13 protein-coding genes are annotated in these 16,680 nt (G+C 44.8%); all 13 read right to left on the bottom strand.

Going from position 1 to position 16,680, the window contains the following annotated elements; translation table 11 throughout:
- Positions 1–156: 156 nt before the first annotated feature.
- The 13 genes from moaA to AB5618_RS06360 all read right to left on the bottom strand — a co-directional run bounded on the left by moaA (position 157) and on the right by AB5618_RS06360 (position 16,668).
- Positions 157–1,131: a GTP 3',8-cyclase MoaA gene (moaA, locus tag AB5618_RS06300; protein WP_368366585.1), complete on the bottom strand. Its 975-nt coding sequence runs from the start codon at positions 1,129–1,131 to the stop codon at positions 157–159.
- Complete coding sequence (locus AB5618_RS06305; RefSeq protein WP_270413834.1) at positions 1,124–1,552, bottom strand: MOSC domain-containing protein; 429 nt, start codon at positions 1,550–1,552, stop codon at positions 1,124–1,126. Before AB5618_RS06305 ends, moaA begins: the two co-directional genes overlap by 8 nt.
- A 223-nt stretch (positions 1,553–1,775) precedes the next feature.
- Positions 1,776–2,630 carry a bifunctional 5,10-methylenetetrahydrofolate dehydrogenase/5,10-methenyltetrahydrofolate cyclohydrolase gene (locus AB5618_RS06310; protein WP_118578432.1) on the bottom strand — a complete coding sequence of 285 codons (855 nt, stop codon included), beginning with the start codon at positions 2,628–2,630 and terminating at the stop codon, positions 1,776–1,778.
- A 130-nt stretch (positions 2,631–2,760) separates the two neighbouring features.
- Entirely contained in the window at positions 2,761–3,390 is a 630-nt protein-coding gene (locus AB5618_RS06315) for a cyclodeaminase/cyclohydrolase family protein (RefSeq protein ID WP_118578433.1), read from the bottom strand.
- Positions 3,391–3,490: 100 nt separating this feature from the next.
- Positions 3,491–5,176 carry a formate--tetrahydrofolate ligase gene (locus tag AB5618_RS06320; protein ID WP_118578434.1) on the bottom strand — a complete coding sequence of 562 codons (1,686 nt, stop codon included), beginning with the start codon at positions 5,174–5,176 and terminating at the stop codon, positions 3,491–3,493.
- A gap of 196 nt (positions 5,177–5,372) precedes the next feature.
- Complete coding sequence (locus tag AB5618_RS06325) at positions 5,373–6,044, bottom strand: DUF3786 domain-containing protein (RefSeq protein WP_118578435.1); 672 nt, start codon at positions 6,042–6,044, stop codon at positions 5,373–5,375.
- A gap of 8 nt (positions 6,045–6,052) precedes the next feature.
- Complete coding sequence (gene acsV / locus AB5618_RS06330; protein ID WP_148462600.1) at positions 6,053–7,996, bottom strand: corrinoid activation/regeneration protein AcsV; 1,944 nt, start codon at positions 7,994–7,996, stop codon at positions 6,053–6,055.
- 143 nt (positions 7,997–8,139) lie between these two features.
- Positions 8,140–8,925, bottom strand: coding sequence for a carbon monoxide dehydrogenase/acetyl-CoA synthase methytransferase subunit (gene acsE / locus AB5618_RS06335; RefSeq protein WP_118578436.1), 786 nt, complete (start codon positions 8,923–8,925; stop codon positions 8,140–8,142).
- Between the two features lie 76 nt (positions 8,926–9,001).
- Positions 9,002–10,348, bottom strand: a complete 1,347-nt coding sequence (gene acsC / locus AB5618_RS06340; protein ID WP_118578437.1) for an acetyl-CoA decarbonylase/synthase complex subunit gamma — start codon at positions 10,346–10,348, stop codon at positions 9,002–9,004.
- A 24-nt stretch (positions 10,349–10,372) separates the two neighbouring features.
- Entirely contained in the window at positions 10,373–11,314 is a 942-nt protein-coding gene (gene acsD, locus AB5618_RS06345) for an acetyl-CoA decarbonylase/synthase complex subunit delta (protein ID WP_118578438.1), read from the bottom strand.
- A gap of 49 nt (positions 11,315–11,363) precedes the next feature.
- Positions 11,364–13,490 (bottom strand): acetyl-CoA decarbonylase/synthase complex subunit alpha/beta, encoded by a 2,127-nt coding sequence (gene acsB, locus AB5618_RS06350; protein WP_118578439.1) that lies wholly within the window; start codon positions 13,488–13,490, stop codon positions 11,364–11,366.
- 256 nt (positions 13,491–13,746) lie between these two features.
- The gene (acsB, locus tag AB5618_RS06355; RefSeq protein WP_118578440.1) at positions 13,747–15,876 is read right to left on the bottom strand and encodes an acetyl-CoA decarbonylase/synthase complex subunit alpha/beta; all 2,130 of its coding nucleotides are present in this window, start codon (positions 15,874–15,876) and stop codon (positions 13,747–13,749) included.
- Positions 15,877–15,894: 18 nt separating this feature from the next.
- Positions 15,895–16,668, bottom strand: coding sequence for an AAA family ATPase (locus AB5618_RS06360; RefSeq protein ID WP_118578441.1), 774 nt, complete (start codon positions 16,666–16,668; stop codon positions 15,895–15,897).
- Positions 16,669–16,680 lie beyond the last annotated feature (12 nt).

Consider the following 16,680-nt stretch of genomic DNA (forward strand, 5'->3'; position numbering starts at 1 on the left):
CAAATATGAATAAGTTTATTTATTAACAATATTTTTGCACAATTTTGTATCTGAAATTATATTGAAATATACAAAAAGCCGGATTGCTTAAGTTGTACAAATGATACAACAGCAAATCCGACTTTTCTAAATTGTGTTTTCTTTTATTTTTCAAAATCATCCACCGATTTGAGCCATGATGTGGGATTCTTCGTTTCCCTTCTTATGTTCCTGAAAATTGTGGCCTACAGGCTTTTCATAAATGACTTTTTCTATCGTTTCTTTAAGCATCCCATCAGAACAACCACTTCGAAACAAAACCTTCAGATCTGCTCCGTCCTCAAATTGCAGGCAGCCTTTCAGAAATCCGGTAGAAGTAAGCCTTACACGGTTGCAGCTGTCACAGAATTTGTGGGACAGGGCACTGATAAATCCGATCCTGCCTGTAAACTTCTCCAGGGTATAATAATGACAGGGACCATTTCCAAGCTTTTCTTCCGTTGGTGTCATTGACCCATATTTCTTTTCCAGAACAGACTTTATCTGTTCCTCTCCCCTGGCTGCAAACTCCTTGCCCAGACCGATTGGCATCATTTCAATGAAACGCACATGAAGAGGATTCTCCCTTGCAAGAGCTGCCACCTGTAAAAGTTCCTCGTCCGACTGAAAAGTGGGGACACAGTTCAATTTCACTTTCAGGGAAGGGTAGGAAAGTGCTGCCCTAAGTCCCTTTAAAACCTGGTGAAAATCGTCCCTGCGGGTGATTTTGCGAAATGTGGTTTCTTCTAAAGTATCCAGACTGATGTTTACGGCATCCAGACCGGCCTCCATCAGTCCCGGAAGCTGTTCTCCCAAAAGGATTCCGTTGGTGGTCAGTGTAACCTGACAGATCCCTGGAATGGCTTTCAGTTCTTTTACTAATGGGGTGCAGATTCTGCGGACAAGAGGCTCTCCTCCTGTCAGTTTGATTCTGGAAATCCCAAGTTCACTGGCTGCCTTACAGATTCTCACGATTTCATCTGTATTCAGAAGTTCTGTCCTTGGAATCTGACGGATTCCATCTTCCGGCATACAGTAGATACAGCGGAGATTGCACCTGTCTGTCAAAGATATCCGCAGATAGTCAATATTTCTTCCGTATCTGTCAAGCATAAACCATTTCATCTCCCTCAGAGATCATACCGCCTTTGATTACTCTGGCAAAAACACCTTCGCGGGGCATAATGCAGTCTCCCATGATTTTGAAAATCTCGCAGCCGTTGTGACACTGCTTTCCAATCTGCGTGATTTCCAGAATCACATCGTTGCATTTCAGACGGGTTCCTACTGGAAGGGTCTTAAAGTCAAATCCCTGTACGATCAGATTTTCCCCGAAAGCACCATCCTTTACTGGTGCGCCTTTCGCCTTAAATTCTTCTATTTTTTCATAAGACAGAAGGCTGACCTGACGGTGCCAGTTTCCTGCGTGGGCGTCATTCTCCAGTCCATAATTTTCAATCAGTTTTACAGTGTGCACATTGACCTTCTGAGTTCCTCTTTTAACACTGATGTTCACTGCCATCACTTTTCCCATAATGAGTTACCTCCATATATCTGTACCCTCTATAGTACAATATCTTACGGAGAAAAGCAAATTTTTTGTAATAGCAAAACAAACTTTTGCCGCAATAAGGATTTCAATAAAGTTTTCTGCAACAAAAAAACTCTCCAGTTTTTACCCTGAAGAGTTTTTCTTCCGCTTGTACACATGATGTACTTCAGGTACATCGTTCTATTAACTCTAAACCAATTAAATATTAAGCGTTCACTTTGCGCATAGCAGCCTCTACAACATGTCCAACCAGGACAGATGTTGTAACGCTTCCAACTCCGCCAGGAACTGGTGTAATAGCATCTACGATCGGCTCTACTGCTGCGTAGTCAACGTCTCCGCAGAGCTTGCCTTCTGCATTTACGTTGATTCCTACATCAATAACTACCTGTCCTGCTTTTACATAATCAGCGCCAACAACGCCAGCACGGCCTGCTGCTACGATGATAATATCCGCTTCGCGTGCCACAGACGGCATATCCACTGTTCTTGTGTGGCAGATGGTTACAGTTGCGTTTTTCTTAACAAGCATCATAGCTGCCGGTTTACCTACAACAAGGCTTCTTCCGATTACTACTGCCTTCTTGCCTGTGCAGTCGATTCCGTAATGATCAAGGATTTCCATACATGCCTGTGGTGTACATGGCGGGAAACCGATCTTCTTGCCTGTAAAAACACCAGACATGGAAAGGTCTGTCATACAGTCAACGTCTTTCTCAGGAGCAAGTGCATTCTCGATCACAGCCTGATCCAGATGTTTCGGAAGCGGACGGAACAGAAGGACACCATGGATATGATCGTCTTTGTTTACTTTATCAATAACTGCAAGAAGCTCGTCCTGAGCAACATCCTCCGGAAGAAGAATTTTCTCACATGCAACGCCTAATGTCTCACAACGCTTTGTTGCACCTTTCTCATAGGAAATATCACTTGGATTCTCTCCTACACGGATAATGCAAAGTGTGGGGTTAACGCCTTTTTCCTGAAGAGCTGCCACATTGCCTTTGATACGCTCGTTTAATGCAGCAGTTACTTCTTTACCTAATAACTGTTTTGCCATTTTTTAGTAATCTCCTTATATTATGATAAATCCAGTCATGCTCATACCAATTTCATGATAATACAGCATTTTGAGACCGCAAAAAAGACTTGCAGGATTTTGCTCCTGACAGTTCTTTTCTTTTTTATCTTTATTTCAGTCTTCCAAGTACGCTGTCAAATGTCTCGTCTGCAAGCTTGCAGTATTTTTCAAGCATTGCATCTGCCTTTGCATTTAATTCTTCTGCATACTCTCTGTCTGCCATGGACTTTGTGTTGATATAAACGTTCAGGCTTGCACCTTTTAATGCAGCTTTGCAGAAGGTTGCAGCTACACCAGCGTCACTGATGGCAAGCTTGGAGCCTTTTGCAGCAAATTCCTTGATCAGGTCAAGTGCCTCACAGCATTTCTCCATGATTTCCATAGGAACAGAGCAGGCATCTTTTAATACGATTGCCATAACTCTTGCTTTTTCAGCTTTCTCTTCTTCTGTTTCTTTCGGCATTCCATATGCTTTGGAAAGCGGCTCGAATACTTCGGCGTCACGCTCGATCAGACGAAGGAAATCTTTCTGAAGCTGGTCGCATTTACCTTTCAGCTCCCACATTTCTTCCTCAACATCAGCATATTTCTTCTTACCAACAGTAAGGCTTCCTACCATGTTTCCAAGTGCAGTTCCCACAGCACCTACCAGTGCAGATGCTCCGCCGCCGCCTGGAACCGGGGCTTTAGAAGCAAGAACTTCTACAAATTCTGTACATGTACTTGTTGAAAATCCCATTTCGTTGTCTCCTTATTGTTCTTAGTCATCATGTAAGCCATGACCTTTTTATAACGCCAGGCGGACAGGTATATCCGCCTGATGTTTCTTTTTTCTTTGATTAGAACAGACCTGTGATCTTACCAGTCTCGTCAACGTCGATTCTCTCAGCTGCCGGAACTTTCGGAAGACCTGGCATGGTCATGATCTCACCAGTCAGTGCAACAACAAATCCAGCACCTGCGGAAACCTTCAGGTTACGAACTGTGATCTCGAAATCTGTCGGTGCACCGAGTTTTGTCTGGTCATCTGTTAAGCTGTACTGAGTCTTTGCAACACAGATCGGGCAGTTGCCAAAGCCAAGAGCTTCTAACTGTTTTGCCTGTTTCTGAGCGTTTGCTGTGAGAACAACTTTCTTTCCGCCGTATACTTTCTGAACGATCTGGTTCAGCTTATCCTCTATAGAACCGTCAAGCTCATAGGAATAAGAGAAGTCATTTGGCTCTTCGCAGAGACGGATTACTTCCTCAGCAAGCTTCAGGCCGCCTTCACCGCCTTTTGCCCATACTTCGGAAAGTGCAACGTTAACACCAAGCTCTTTACATTTTGCTTCAACAAGGTCAAGCTCTGCCTTGGTATCGGTCGGGAATGCGTTGATTGCAACAACACATGGAAGTTTGTAAACATTTTTGATCGTGTTTACATGTCTTAAAAGGTTCGGGATACCTTTCTCAAGAGCCTCAAGGTTCTCATTGTTAAGGTCTGCTTTTGCAACACCGCCGTTGTATTTAAGGGCACGTACAGTAGCAACGATCACAACTGCATTTGGATGAAGACCTGCCATACGGCATTTGATGTCAAGGAATTTCTCTGCACCAAGGTCAGCACCGAATCCAGCCTCTGTGATGGCATAATCAGCCAGCTTCATAGCCATCTTAGTAGCTGTTACAGAGTTACATCCATGAGCGATGTTTGCAAATGGTCCACCGTGAACGATTGCAGGTACATGCTCCAGAGTCTGAACCAGGTTTGGTTTCAGAGCGTCTTTCAGAAGAGCTGTCATAGCACCTTCTGCGTGAAGATCACCAGCTGTTACCGGTTTCTGCTCAGATACTTTGCCATATGTATAACCAATGATCATCTTGGAAAGTCTATTCTTCAGGTCTGTGATGTCGCTTGCAAGACAGAGAACTGCCATGATCTCGGAAGCAACTGTGATGTCATAACCGTCTTCACGAGGCATACCGTTTGTTCTTCCTCCAAGACCATCGATCACGTTACGAAGCTGACGGTCGTTCATGTCCACGCATCTCTTCCATGTGATCTTACGTGGGTCAATGTTCAGTGCATTGCCCTGGAAAATGTGGTTGTCGATCATTGCTGCAAGAAGGTTGTTTGCAGCTCCGATTGCATGGAAGTCACCTGTGAAATGAAGGTTGATATCCTCCATTGGAACAACCTGTGCGTATCCGCCGCCTGCAGCGCCGCCCTTAACACCGAATACCGGTCCAAGAGATGGCTCACGAAGTGCAACCATTGCGCTCTTTCCAAGTCTCTGCATTCCATCAGCAAGTCCTACAGTTGTAGTTGTTTTTCCCTCACCAGCCGGGGTCGGGTTGATTGCTGTTACAAGGATCAGTTTTCCGTCTTTCTTGTCGCTCTCTTTTAAGAGATTGTAGTCGATTTTTGCCTTATACTTTCCATACTGCTCCAGGTATTTGTCATCAATACCAGCTTTCTCTGCAATCTGGGTAATCGGCAGCATTTCGCATTCCTGTGCGATTTCAATGTCACTCTTGTATCCCATTGTAACTTACCTCCTTTTTACGTCACCGCTGTTACAGCATGACGCCTCCGCTTAATTTGGATTTATCAAAACGGATCCTGGTGCAGGCTCAAACACCCGCACTCCAGTCCGCTTTAATCAAAAAATATACAGCTCATGCATTTAGAAAACTTTAAATCTCGGTTAACTTTCACGCAGAATCTGTTTTACAATAACCTTACTGCTCTTTCGCTGCTTTCAGAAAAGCCTTCAAAGAGCCAATGATCACATCTCCCATAACCGCCATATCTTCCGCAGCAAAGGATACCGGGAAATTGTCGGAAAACAGGATCTGGGAAGACGGCGGGAACTCATCGTCCCCCTCCCACAGGATCATCTGGATCTGATATCCCGGATAAATGGAAAGCTCATAAGCCACATCTCCGAATTTCACCGGAGTGCATTTCATATGATCCATTACAAGCCGGAAATCATCCAGTCTGTTTCCATAGGTAAATGCAAGCCTTTTGATACAACGTCCGTCAAACTGTCTCAGGTACACTTCTCCCCATGGCATTTCCCGGTAAGTTTTAAACCTGCCAGTCCCCACAGAGGCGGAACCATTTAACAGAAAACGAATGGTAAGAATCTTTGCGTAGATCATATCCTCCAGAGGATAACATTTCTTCTCATCTGCCACATGTTTTACCTGGAAATCCGGATATGTGATCTTATATTCAGAGCCCAGGAAAGTCAGAGTAAATTCCTTAGCCTCTTCATCATATGGAATGGAAAGTCTGGATGCGATCTCCTTCGGGTCAGCTTTTGCATACAGCTCAAGATAATGCTCCCATGGCATTCTCTCCTTGCTGTCTTTATCATAATTTAAGTCATCAATTGTAAATGGCATTTTATTAATTACTTCCTGTTCTGTAAATCATTCATTACATCAGGGAACATTCCCGTATCTGTATGAGGAATAAAGCACGCTCCTACAAATTCGTCCATATAAGTTGGCACTGTAGAAAGCTCCATATATGTCATGTTTGCAGCAAGCTCATAGGTCTTCTTCTCGGCCTCTGTAGAAAGAAGCATCAGATAGGAACCCGTCAGGGAAGAGTTGCCGATATAATGGAATTTCTCCAGAGGAATATCCGGGAACATTCCGATATTTACAGCATTTCTCATATTGATTCCACTTCCGATACCACCGGCAACGTATACGTCATCGATCATGCTCACGTCAAAATCAAGACTGTTTATCATAGTTCTGATGGCTGAGAAAATAGCACCTTTGGCACGGATAAAGTTGTCAATATCAACCTCTGTGATTTCAATATCCTTCACAGAGCCTGCATCCTTTTCAAATGCAATCACATAACTTCCCATTCCGTATTTATCGTGACGGATTCTCTCACCCTCACGGACAAATTTGCCCTTAGGATTGATGATTCCGCACATAAAAAGCTCGCTGATCACATCAATGATTCCGGAACCACAAAGTCCAACCGGCTTGGTTCCCGGTTCTCCAACTACTTTATAAGTTGGTTCCATAGTCTCCTTATCAATGGTACAAGCTTCAATAGCTCCATCAGTTGCACGCATACCACAGCTGATATCACCACCCTCGAAAGCCGGACCGGCGGAACATGCACAGCTCATCATAAAATCAGAGTTGCCAAATACCAGCTCACCGTTAGTTCCAAGATCGATAAATAAAGAAAACTCTGGTCTGTTCCAGATCATACTTACTAAAGTTCCGGCAGTGATATCACCGCCTACATAGCTTCCGATATTCGGCGCAATGATAATATGCGCGTCTTTATTAATAGCAATTCCCACATCAGAAGCAAAAAGGGAATTAGTCTTAAAGAATGCAGGAATATACGGTTCCATACGGACCGGATCCGCATTGATTCCGGCAAACAGATGATTCATTGTTGTATTTGCTCCCACAGACATTCTGTAAATATGACTGGCAGGAATGCCTGCACTTTTACACATCTGTGCGATCATTGGATTGATTGTCTCTTTAATTACTGCATCCTGCAGTTTCTTCTTACCACCTGGTTTCTGCTGCTCAATGATACGATTGATAACATCTGCACCAAAACGGATCTGTCCGTTTCCAGAGGAAGCCTTGGCAAGAATCTCTCCAGTCTCCATGTTGAGCAGAACTGCGGAAACAGTTGTGGTACCAATATCCACTGCAAGTCCGCCCACTACCACCTCTTCATCTTTTCCGAAAATATCGTATACAAAAAGATCATTGGGTGCAGTGCGAACCACACATTTTACCTTAAAATGATTTTCCCGGAGTACATCCGGCAATTTTCTTAATACAGCATAAGGAATCCTTACCTGTTTCAGATTCATATATTTCTTTAATGCTCTTGTAAGGCGCTCATTGTCCGGCATGGTGTCATCAAGACTTGGCTCATTCATATCAAGTTCAATTACATCCAGACTGTTTCTGAGCTCAATACCGGTCATTTCTACGTCTCTTTTGGAATTCTCGAAAATGGCAATTTCCTCTTTGGAGCTGAGATCTGCAACCTTCATTCTGCTCTTATAGGCAGATGCAATATCAGGTACCAGCACAGTTACGTCTGCACAGATTTTACTCGTGCACGCAAGGCGCCACCCTTCCTTATATTCCTCGTCACTGATATGCAAAGTTTTCTTGCTGTCCAGTTCTCCTTTTTTTAACTGTACCCGGCACTTTCCGCAGGAAGCATTTCCGGAGCACGGCGCATCGATGGCCACATTGGCCTCTCTGGCTAATTCAAGTAAATTGTCCCCCGCATTGGCAAAATGTTCTACCACACTGCCATCTTCAAAAGAAAATGTAACCTTAAACATCCGGCACTCACCTTTCTCATATGGTCATATATCTGCCAAAACAGACATCATTATTATTCTTATCCGTTAGAAAAAGGGACTGAGGCCAAAGCCCCAGCCCCTTTTGTATCTTACGTCCCTATTTAGAAACGAATTACAAATAATTACAGTTCAAGATAGGAATCAGCATACAGGGTGTTGCCCTTGAATACATCGCAGGATTTGATTGTTTCCATAAGACGAAGGTCGTTAGGGTTAACAATTGCGGATGTAAGGCCCTGCATCATAGCCATAGCAACTAATGCGGAATCCATGATCGGACGGATGTTCTTCGGCATACCGTTACTGTTGTTGGACAGACCACCTGTAGAGTTCAGTCCCATATCGGAGAACATTTTAATAGCCTCAAGTACTTCCATCTGTTTGTCCTGCATTCCTTTAACAACCAGGAACAGCGGGTCAAACCACAGATCACTTGCGTCCATACCATGCTCCATACCTCTTTCAAGAAGCATCTGGCAGTACATCATACGCTCGTCGTTGTCTTTTGCAATACCTTCACCGTTGCAAAGAGCGATAACGATTGCATCGTTAGCTGCTGCAAGGTCGATGTTCTCAATTCTTCCAGCTGCATCAGCAGAGTTTACGATTGGTTTTCCTTTGGAACGGTTGTATACGGAAATACCAGCCTCAATTGCTTTTTTGTTGGATGTATCCAGAGACAGCGGAACGTTGTCGAAGTTCTCCTGAAGAAGCTTAACAGCCCATTTCATCAGGTCTTCTCCATCGTTCTCAGCTGGTCCGATGTTTACATCAAGATAAACAGCACCAGCATCAAGCTGCTGTTTTGCTCTCTTTAAGATCGGCTCAGGATCTCTCTCTGTAAATGCTTTGTTTACAGAAGGTGCTGTTGTTGAAAGTCTCTCTCCAATTGTAACAAATTTTGCCATGTCAAATGTTCTCCTTTACATTTATAGTGGTGCCGCCCATAAGCGGCATACCCTTTTAGGGTCTTAAAGGCTTAAATCAGCCTTCAAGATCCTTTAAGAACTTCACAAGCTGTACAGCTTCTCTTGGTCCAACGATGATTTCCCATCCTGGAAGTTTTGCTTCCAGATCACCCTTCAGGACTGCAACCTTACCTGGGATTACCAGACGTCTGCTCTTAACATTTGGCTCTACTTTCTCTTTGAAGAATGTAGAAATACTGTTTCCGGAGAATTTTCCTGCTGCCCAGGATGTCAGTACGGATAAACCGCCGGCATCGTTGATAACAAGATTAAGCGGAACACCGGAACGCTCCAGCTCTCCAGATACAAGGAAATATGTAAGAGCGAAGTCAACAGTTGTAACAACAAGAGAATTCTCATCTCCACCGTTCATCGGGTAGATACCTGGCTCTACACGCATTGGCTTCTGCGGGTCAGTAAATACGTTCTGACGCAGACCATATAACGGAAGTGCCTCTGCATATGTCATACGCTCCATAACAACGATGGAACCGTATTTCATTGTAAACATAGCTGCCAGACCTGCCTGAAGGTGATAGTCACCACCAGCGATCTTTGCAAGGTTTACGATGGATGGATAACCGAATGTTCTGTCCTGATCCTTCAGAGCTGCACGACGTACCTGTACGGCATTGCCGAAGGTCTCTTTGATGTCAGCGCCTGTTACATCAAGTACCAGATTCTTGTTTCCAAGTTTCTCGATTGCTGCTGTAGTATCATATAACTCGTTAAGATCTTTGCCAGATACACCAAGAACAACACCAGCTGCTGTTGCAACTGCGTTCATAGCCTCATAGTTAGAAGCATTTGCTCCGTTTAATACCGGCTTGCTGTCTTTGCAAACCTCAAGGGCTGCTTTTGCGATCTCCGGATCAGAACATCCAAGGATCAGGGTACGTCCAAGAGCTGCTGCTTTCTGTACAAGTGCTACATATTTGTCAGCTGTTGCTTCTGCATCGCAGTTTACGTAAACGATCTCTGCGTACATTCTCTCACCGATACGGTCATAATCAACCTTCGGGATCTCAGCCAGTTTTGCATCTACAGTAGCGTCATCCATGCATGTGCAAAGCTCTACTGCATATCTTGTCTTGTTTACAAAGGTCTTCTCATGTCTGAAAAGAACGGTCTCACCACCAAGGGTAAGCTCCTCATCGCCAGTACCAATCTTGATCGTCTTCATTGGCGGAGCAGTTGCCTCGGAAAGAGATGCTAATGCTTCCTCAGACATATGTGGACACTGCTCAATCTTTAAAGCGCCCTGTGCAACTTTCATGGAGAAAGCCATACATGTCGGGCATCCACATTCCTTACAGTTTTTCTTTGGTGTTAATTTAAAAATCTGAATACCATTCAGTGCCATATCAATTTTTCCCTCCTAAAAATATTACACAAGTGCTTTGATCATCTTAGCGATGGTCTTTACAGACTCTGGATGTCTTAAGATAACTGCGTCAGATCCTGCTGCCAGGTCTGCTGCTGCTGTCATAACTTCCATGTCGATACCACGCTCATCCTCTGAGCCCCATTCTGGCATATCTTCCTCAGTTGCAACTGATTCCTTTACGCCCCATGTCTCTGAAGAAACTGGTGTAATAATAGGCATCTGCAGCATGTTATCATTCTGGGATAATGCTGCACCTTTGATACGGTCCATAGTGGAAACAACATACTCGTAACCATAACCAACGGTAGCTGTTCCTACGTTCATAACGATCTTCTTCGCATCAACACCTAACTGTGTTGTTACTACGTTCAACTGTTTTGCAAGGTTGATATCATCAGCGGACTCAGCGCCTACGATCTGGTTGTAAGCAAGTCCTGCTGCAGCACCGATTGCCTTGTAGTTTTCTTCCTTCTCAGACATCACGATCACGTTTCTGCCCTGAAGTGCCTCTGCAACCTTCGGAAGAAGTTCCGCATCCTTCTCCACATTTTTGCAGCCTTCAACTACTAATGGACAGTCGATTGCATCTGCAACCTCTTTTACGATTGCAATAAGTTCTTCTGTAGATTTGTTTACTCCGTTTGGATCTCCGCCTTCCAGGTTGAGTACAACGAAATCTCCACCTTCCATAGCTGCTGCTTTCTGAGCGATCTCAGCCATGGTGGTGCATCCTTCATAATATGCTTTGATTCCAGGTGCAAAGTCATCAAGTCCCATATCCGTGATCTCTACACCGATTTTCGGGCTGTTCTCGGTTGGTGCGTCAAATGTATAGAAAGGAAATGTAGAATTTCCTCCAATAGTAACCGCTTTATCGCCAGTTCCAACCGTAACAGTGTTGATCTTTGCGTTGAACTTCTGTGGTTTCTGATTAAATGGCATTTCTTAAAGCCTCCTTAAAAATTTGTAAAAATTATACAGAACCATTATACTACATCATCGGATCCATTGACAATGCAGGATGGTTATGTTCTGTTAAAAATGCAACAAGAACTTCCGGATCTGTGGCAACGGTCTCATCACCGATCATATCAGTGAAGTTGTCAATGCCATAGAGTTCTTTTGCAGTCTTATTGAGTCGCTCCGCCACGGTCTCTTTTAATTCCTTTGGCATCCATACGATACGCTCAATTCCGCCCTCTGCCTTCATGAATTTCTTGGATGAAATAAAGTGTTTTCCATGTCCCATAAAGCCTGGTGTCTGAACACCGCCGCCGGTCATGGAAGCCATCTCGGAGAACGTCATTCCAAGAGGTGTCATGCCTGCATACTCACGGTTTGCGATAACCACACCATTAGAAAATGGCTCAATACCGCAAATACACTCGAAGCATCCGCAGGAGGTCATAGGATCCTGCATGATGGAGTACAGAGTAACATGCTCCAGAGCACCCTGGGAATATTTCTTTACTGCTTCATCAACATCCTCGTAAGAGCCCAGATTTACATCGATCGGGCGCTCCTTGGTGATGATCTGACATGGGCCGTTTGGATCCAGTTCATTGGTTGCTTTTGCATCCAGCCATGAAACGGCTCCACAAAGTCCAAGTCTCTCCGGTGTTACTACGCAGACATGTGACGGAGAAAATGCCTGACACAGGATACAGCTGTAATAAACATCTACAGATTCATCAGTCAATGTCTCCAGACGTGCATCACGTTTGTCAAAAGTAGGGATTGCTACTTCATGACGCATTCTGGTACACTCATCCGGATCTGTATAGACAGTTACCTGACACTTATCTACAACAGCCTCGAACTCATTCTTTACCTGAGTGTAAAGAACTTCACCAAAGTGTTTTGCTCTGAAACCTGCTGCAAAAGCATCATTGCTGATACGGATACGGAACATATCCCTCTGTCCTGTGTGATATACACCTTCAATGCAGTTTATATAATTGTGGAATTTACGCTCGATAACCGGTTCAAAATCCGGCTGCATCTTCTTACCAGCTACTTCTACCACGTAGGCAAGGCTGTGCTTGCTTCCAGGTTCGAAGCTATCGACTTCCGGACCTACGACAGTAATCTTGTGATCCTCGACCTCGTTCATTTCCTTAGTCTGCACAAGCTCTACGCAGTCCACACGGGAACCGTCAAATTCCACACGCATATCTTTACGACGAATGATCTCACCTTCAAAGGCAGACGCAAATGCTACCGGAATATCCACCTTTGTGATCTTGATCTTGATTCCTCTTGCTTCAAGGGAAACCTTATTAAAGTCAGCAACGTTCGGACACGCGATCAGGGCTCCTGGTACTTCCACAATGTTCTCATCCTCATTGGAGATTACCGGGAAACCAAGCTTGATCGCACCAGCACCGGCTGCAAGAACTACATCATCAACAGGTTTGAAAGCATTTACAAATGCCGGAACCCTGTCTTTGGTGTATGTAAGAAGGCTTGCTGCATCGCCAGGTGTTACATTGCCGAAGATCAGTGCTGCACGAAGTGCAACAGATACAACGTGGATAACAGATGTTACGTCTTTTCCCAAAGGAACAATTCGTAAATTATAGCCCATCTTAAGACCAAGCTCCTGTGCCTGGTCAATGATACCGCCAACTAATGTTACCAGGATACCCTGTGCCTGATAGCTCTTGATCAGGTCAACACCTTCCTGTGCAGTCGGTGCGCTACCAAGGATAACGGCTACACCAGGGATATCTCCTGTTACAAGCGGTACACCAAGCTCACGGATAATGGAATCCGCAAGATGGCCATAACAAGGCTCCTGATAGGGTTCTGCCCCATCAAGATACTTCAGTGCTTCAATAAATTCCGCACAGAGGGCTGTTGCTACACCTGACATAAGAGCATCATCCAGAGCATGCTCTCTTGTCATAAGAGATTTTACGACGCCAAGGGCTGCCTGCAGTTCTCCAAGTGTTTTGATCTTCACACCGGTTACTGCATAATAGCATGGAAGACAATATGCTGTGTGTGGAAATCCCACTGCCTTATCTGCACCATGCTGCTGTACAGCATCGTTTACGGCTTTTTCTGTTAGACCGTATACTGCATCATTACCGCTGAAAATTCTGTTAATTAACAATTTTCTGCATCTCCTTTTCTGTTAATCTTCTATCACAAACCATGTAAGGCTCCGCCTCTATCCATTGGTTTGCTGCTAAATAAATTATCAGATACAGATCATTTCATTCCGCAATCAAAATGATCTGCTTGTTCGCCCTCCGCAGCGAAACTATAAATCAGTATTCCTGCCGGAAATAGTGAATCCCGGAGCCTGTCTAAAGGAGACAGACTCCAGGGAAATTATCTCCATTTTGCAGCAGGAGCTGCTGGATAAATTACATCATCGGGTCAAGTCCAAGTGCCGGATGTCCCTTCTCTGTAAGGAATCCTACCAGAGTCTCAGGATCTGTAGCAACAGTCTCATCACCGATCATATCTGTAAAGTTATCGATTCCGTAAAGTTCTTTTGCAGTAGCATTTAATTTCTCTGCGATGAACTCTTTTAATTCTTTCGGCATCCATACGATACGCTCGATACCGCCCTCAGCCTTCATGAATTTCTTGGAAGCGATGAAGTGTTTACCATGTCCCATGAATCCAGGAGTCTGAACACCACCACCTGTCATGGAAGCCATCTCAGAGAAGGTCATTCCGAGAGGTGTCATACCTGCATACTCACGGTTAGCAATAACTACACCGTTGGAGAATGGCTCGATACCGCAGATACACTCGAAGCATCCGCAGGAAGTCATAGGATCCTGCATGATGGAGTACAGGGTAACGTGCTCCAGAGCACCCTGGGAGAACTTCTGAACCGCTTCATCAACGTCTTCATAAGAACCAAGCTCTTCATTGATCGGACGCTCTTTGGTGATCACCTGGCAAGGTCCGTTCGGATCAAGCTCGTTGGTAGCTTTTGCATCCAGCCATGAAACGGCACCGCAAAGTCCAAGTCTCTCTGGTGTAACAACACAAACGTGAGACGGGGAGAATGCCTGGCAGAGGATACAGCTGTAATATACATCAACAGACTCGTCAGTGAGGTTTGCAAGACGATCATCACGTTTCTCGAATGTCGGAATTGCAACTTCATGACGGATTCTGGTACACTCAGCAGGATCTGTGTAGATCACAACCTCACACTTGTCAACAACTGCGTCAAATTCGTTCTTAACCTGAGTATAAAGAACTTCACCGATATGTTTGATACGGAATCCTGCATCAAATGCTGCATGGCTGATACGGATACGCTGCATATCTCTCTGACCGGTGTGATATACACCCTCAATACAGTTGATGTAGTTGTGGAATTTACGCTCGATAACAGGCTCAAAGTCAGGCTGCATGTTCTTACCGGCAACCTTAACAACGTATGCAATGCTGTTCTTGCTTCCGTCTTCCATCTCGTCAACTTCCGGTCCTACAACTGTGATCTTGTGATCCTCGATCTCAGAAGCGTCACAGGTATGTACAAGCTCAGCACAGTCAACACGGGAACCATCGAACTCAACACGCATGTCTTTACGACGGATGATCTCGCCCTCGAATGCAGATGCGAATGCAACCGGGATATCGATGTTTGTGATCTTGATCTTGATGTCACGAGCCTCAAGGGAAGTAGCGTTGAATTTGCTTACGTCCTCCTGAACGATAAGGCTCTTCGGTACACGGAAGATGTTCTCTGTCTCGTTTGTGATTACCGGGAAGCCAAGTGCGATAGCGCCAGCTCCGCAAGCAACTACAACGTCATCCAGAGGTCCGAATGCGTTAACGAATGCCGGAACACGGTCCATTGTATATTTCATAAGTGTACCTGCATCTCCAGGTGTTACGTTACCGAAGATCAGAGCTGCACGAAGTGCAACAGATACAACGTGGATAACTGCTGTAACGTCTTTTCCAAGAGGAATAACACGTACGTTTGCTCCAGTGTTCATGCCAGCTTCCTTCACCTGGTCAATGATTCCGCCAACCAGTGTTACAAGAATACCCTGTGCCTGATAGCTCTTTACAAGTGCAACACCCTCTTCTACAGATGGAGCTGTTCCAAGGATAACGGCTACACCAGGGATATCGCCTGTTACAAGCGGTACACCAAGCTCACGGATCACAGCATCTGCAAGGTGGCCATAGCATGGCTCCTCATATGGTGTTGCTCCGTCGATATATTTCAGAACTTCGATGAACTCTGCGCAAAGTGCGGTAGCAATACCGGACATGAATGCGTCGTTCAGTCTTTTCTCTCTTGTCATAAGAGTTTTTACAACGCCAAGAGCCTCTTTTAACTCTTTTAAGGTTGTAACCTTGGTTCCTGTTACTGAATAGTAGCAAGGAAGGCTGTAAGCGGTATCAGGGAAGCTTACTGCTTTGTCTTCGCCATGCTGTGCGATGGCTGCATCAATAGCGCCCTCTGTTAATCCATAAACAGCGTCGTTTCCGCTGAATACTCTATCAAATAAAGTCACTGTAGTACCTCCTATTATTTACAGACTTGATTCGTTGTCTATCTTTTCTTTAATCTTTCTGATCTCAGATGTTACTGTCTCACTGAAATCATAGGGTGATTTACCCTGGCGGTCTGCGTCCATAACTTCTACATTGTAATGGATCATTCCAAGAAGATCTTCTGCCGGAATCTTGTTGCGGATAAATTCTTCATCCTCTTCGTTCCGTACTTTGTTGGCCACTACCTTAACCTGAGTAATGCCAAGATCCTTTGCAAGACGTTTTACGTTCTTGTAGGTCTGTACACTTCTTGCACCTGGTTCGATCACCACAATAAATTCGTCCATGCTCTCCGTGGTTCCCCGGCCCAGATGCTCCAGACCGGCTTCCATATCCATAATTACCACATCATCCCTGTGCACTACAAGGTTGCTGATGATTCTTTTTAACATGACATGTTCAGGACAGACACATCCGCCTCCGCCTGTTTCCACGGTTCCAAGGACAAGCAGCTTTACACCATTACAAACCTTTCCGTAGGTGTCCGGAATGTCGTCTACCTTCGGATTCAGTGTATAAAACTGATTCTGGCTGTTGGCTCCGGTACGCTCCTCTACCAGCTTACGCATCTTGGAAATGGGAACGATGGAATCTAAAGTCTCCTCATCAAATCCAAGAGCCAGTCCCAGGTTTGCGTCCGGGTCAACATCAGCTGCAAGGACCTTTTTCCCTTCATCTGCATATAGTCTGGCAAGTGTTGCTGCAAAAGTTGTCTTTCCTACTCCGCCTTTACCGGTTACTGCTATTTTCATAAGTTAATCGCG

The sequence above is a fragment of the Ruminococcus sp. J1101004sp1_RTP21198st1_B9_RTP21198_201120 genome (assembly GCF_040924245.1).
GTDB classification, from domain to species: domain Bacteria; phylum Bacillota; class Clostridia; order Lachnospirales; family Lachnospiraceae; genus Blautia_A; species Blautia_A faecis.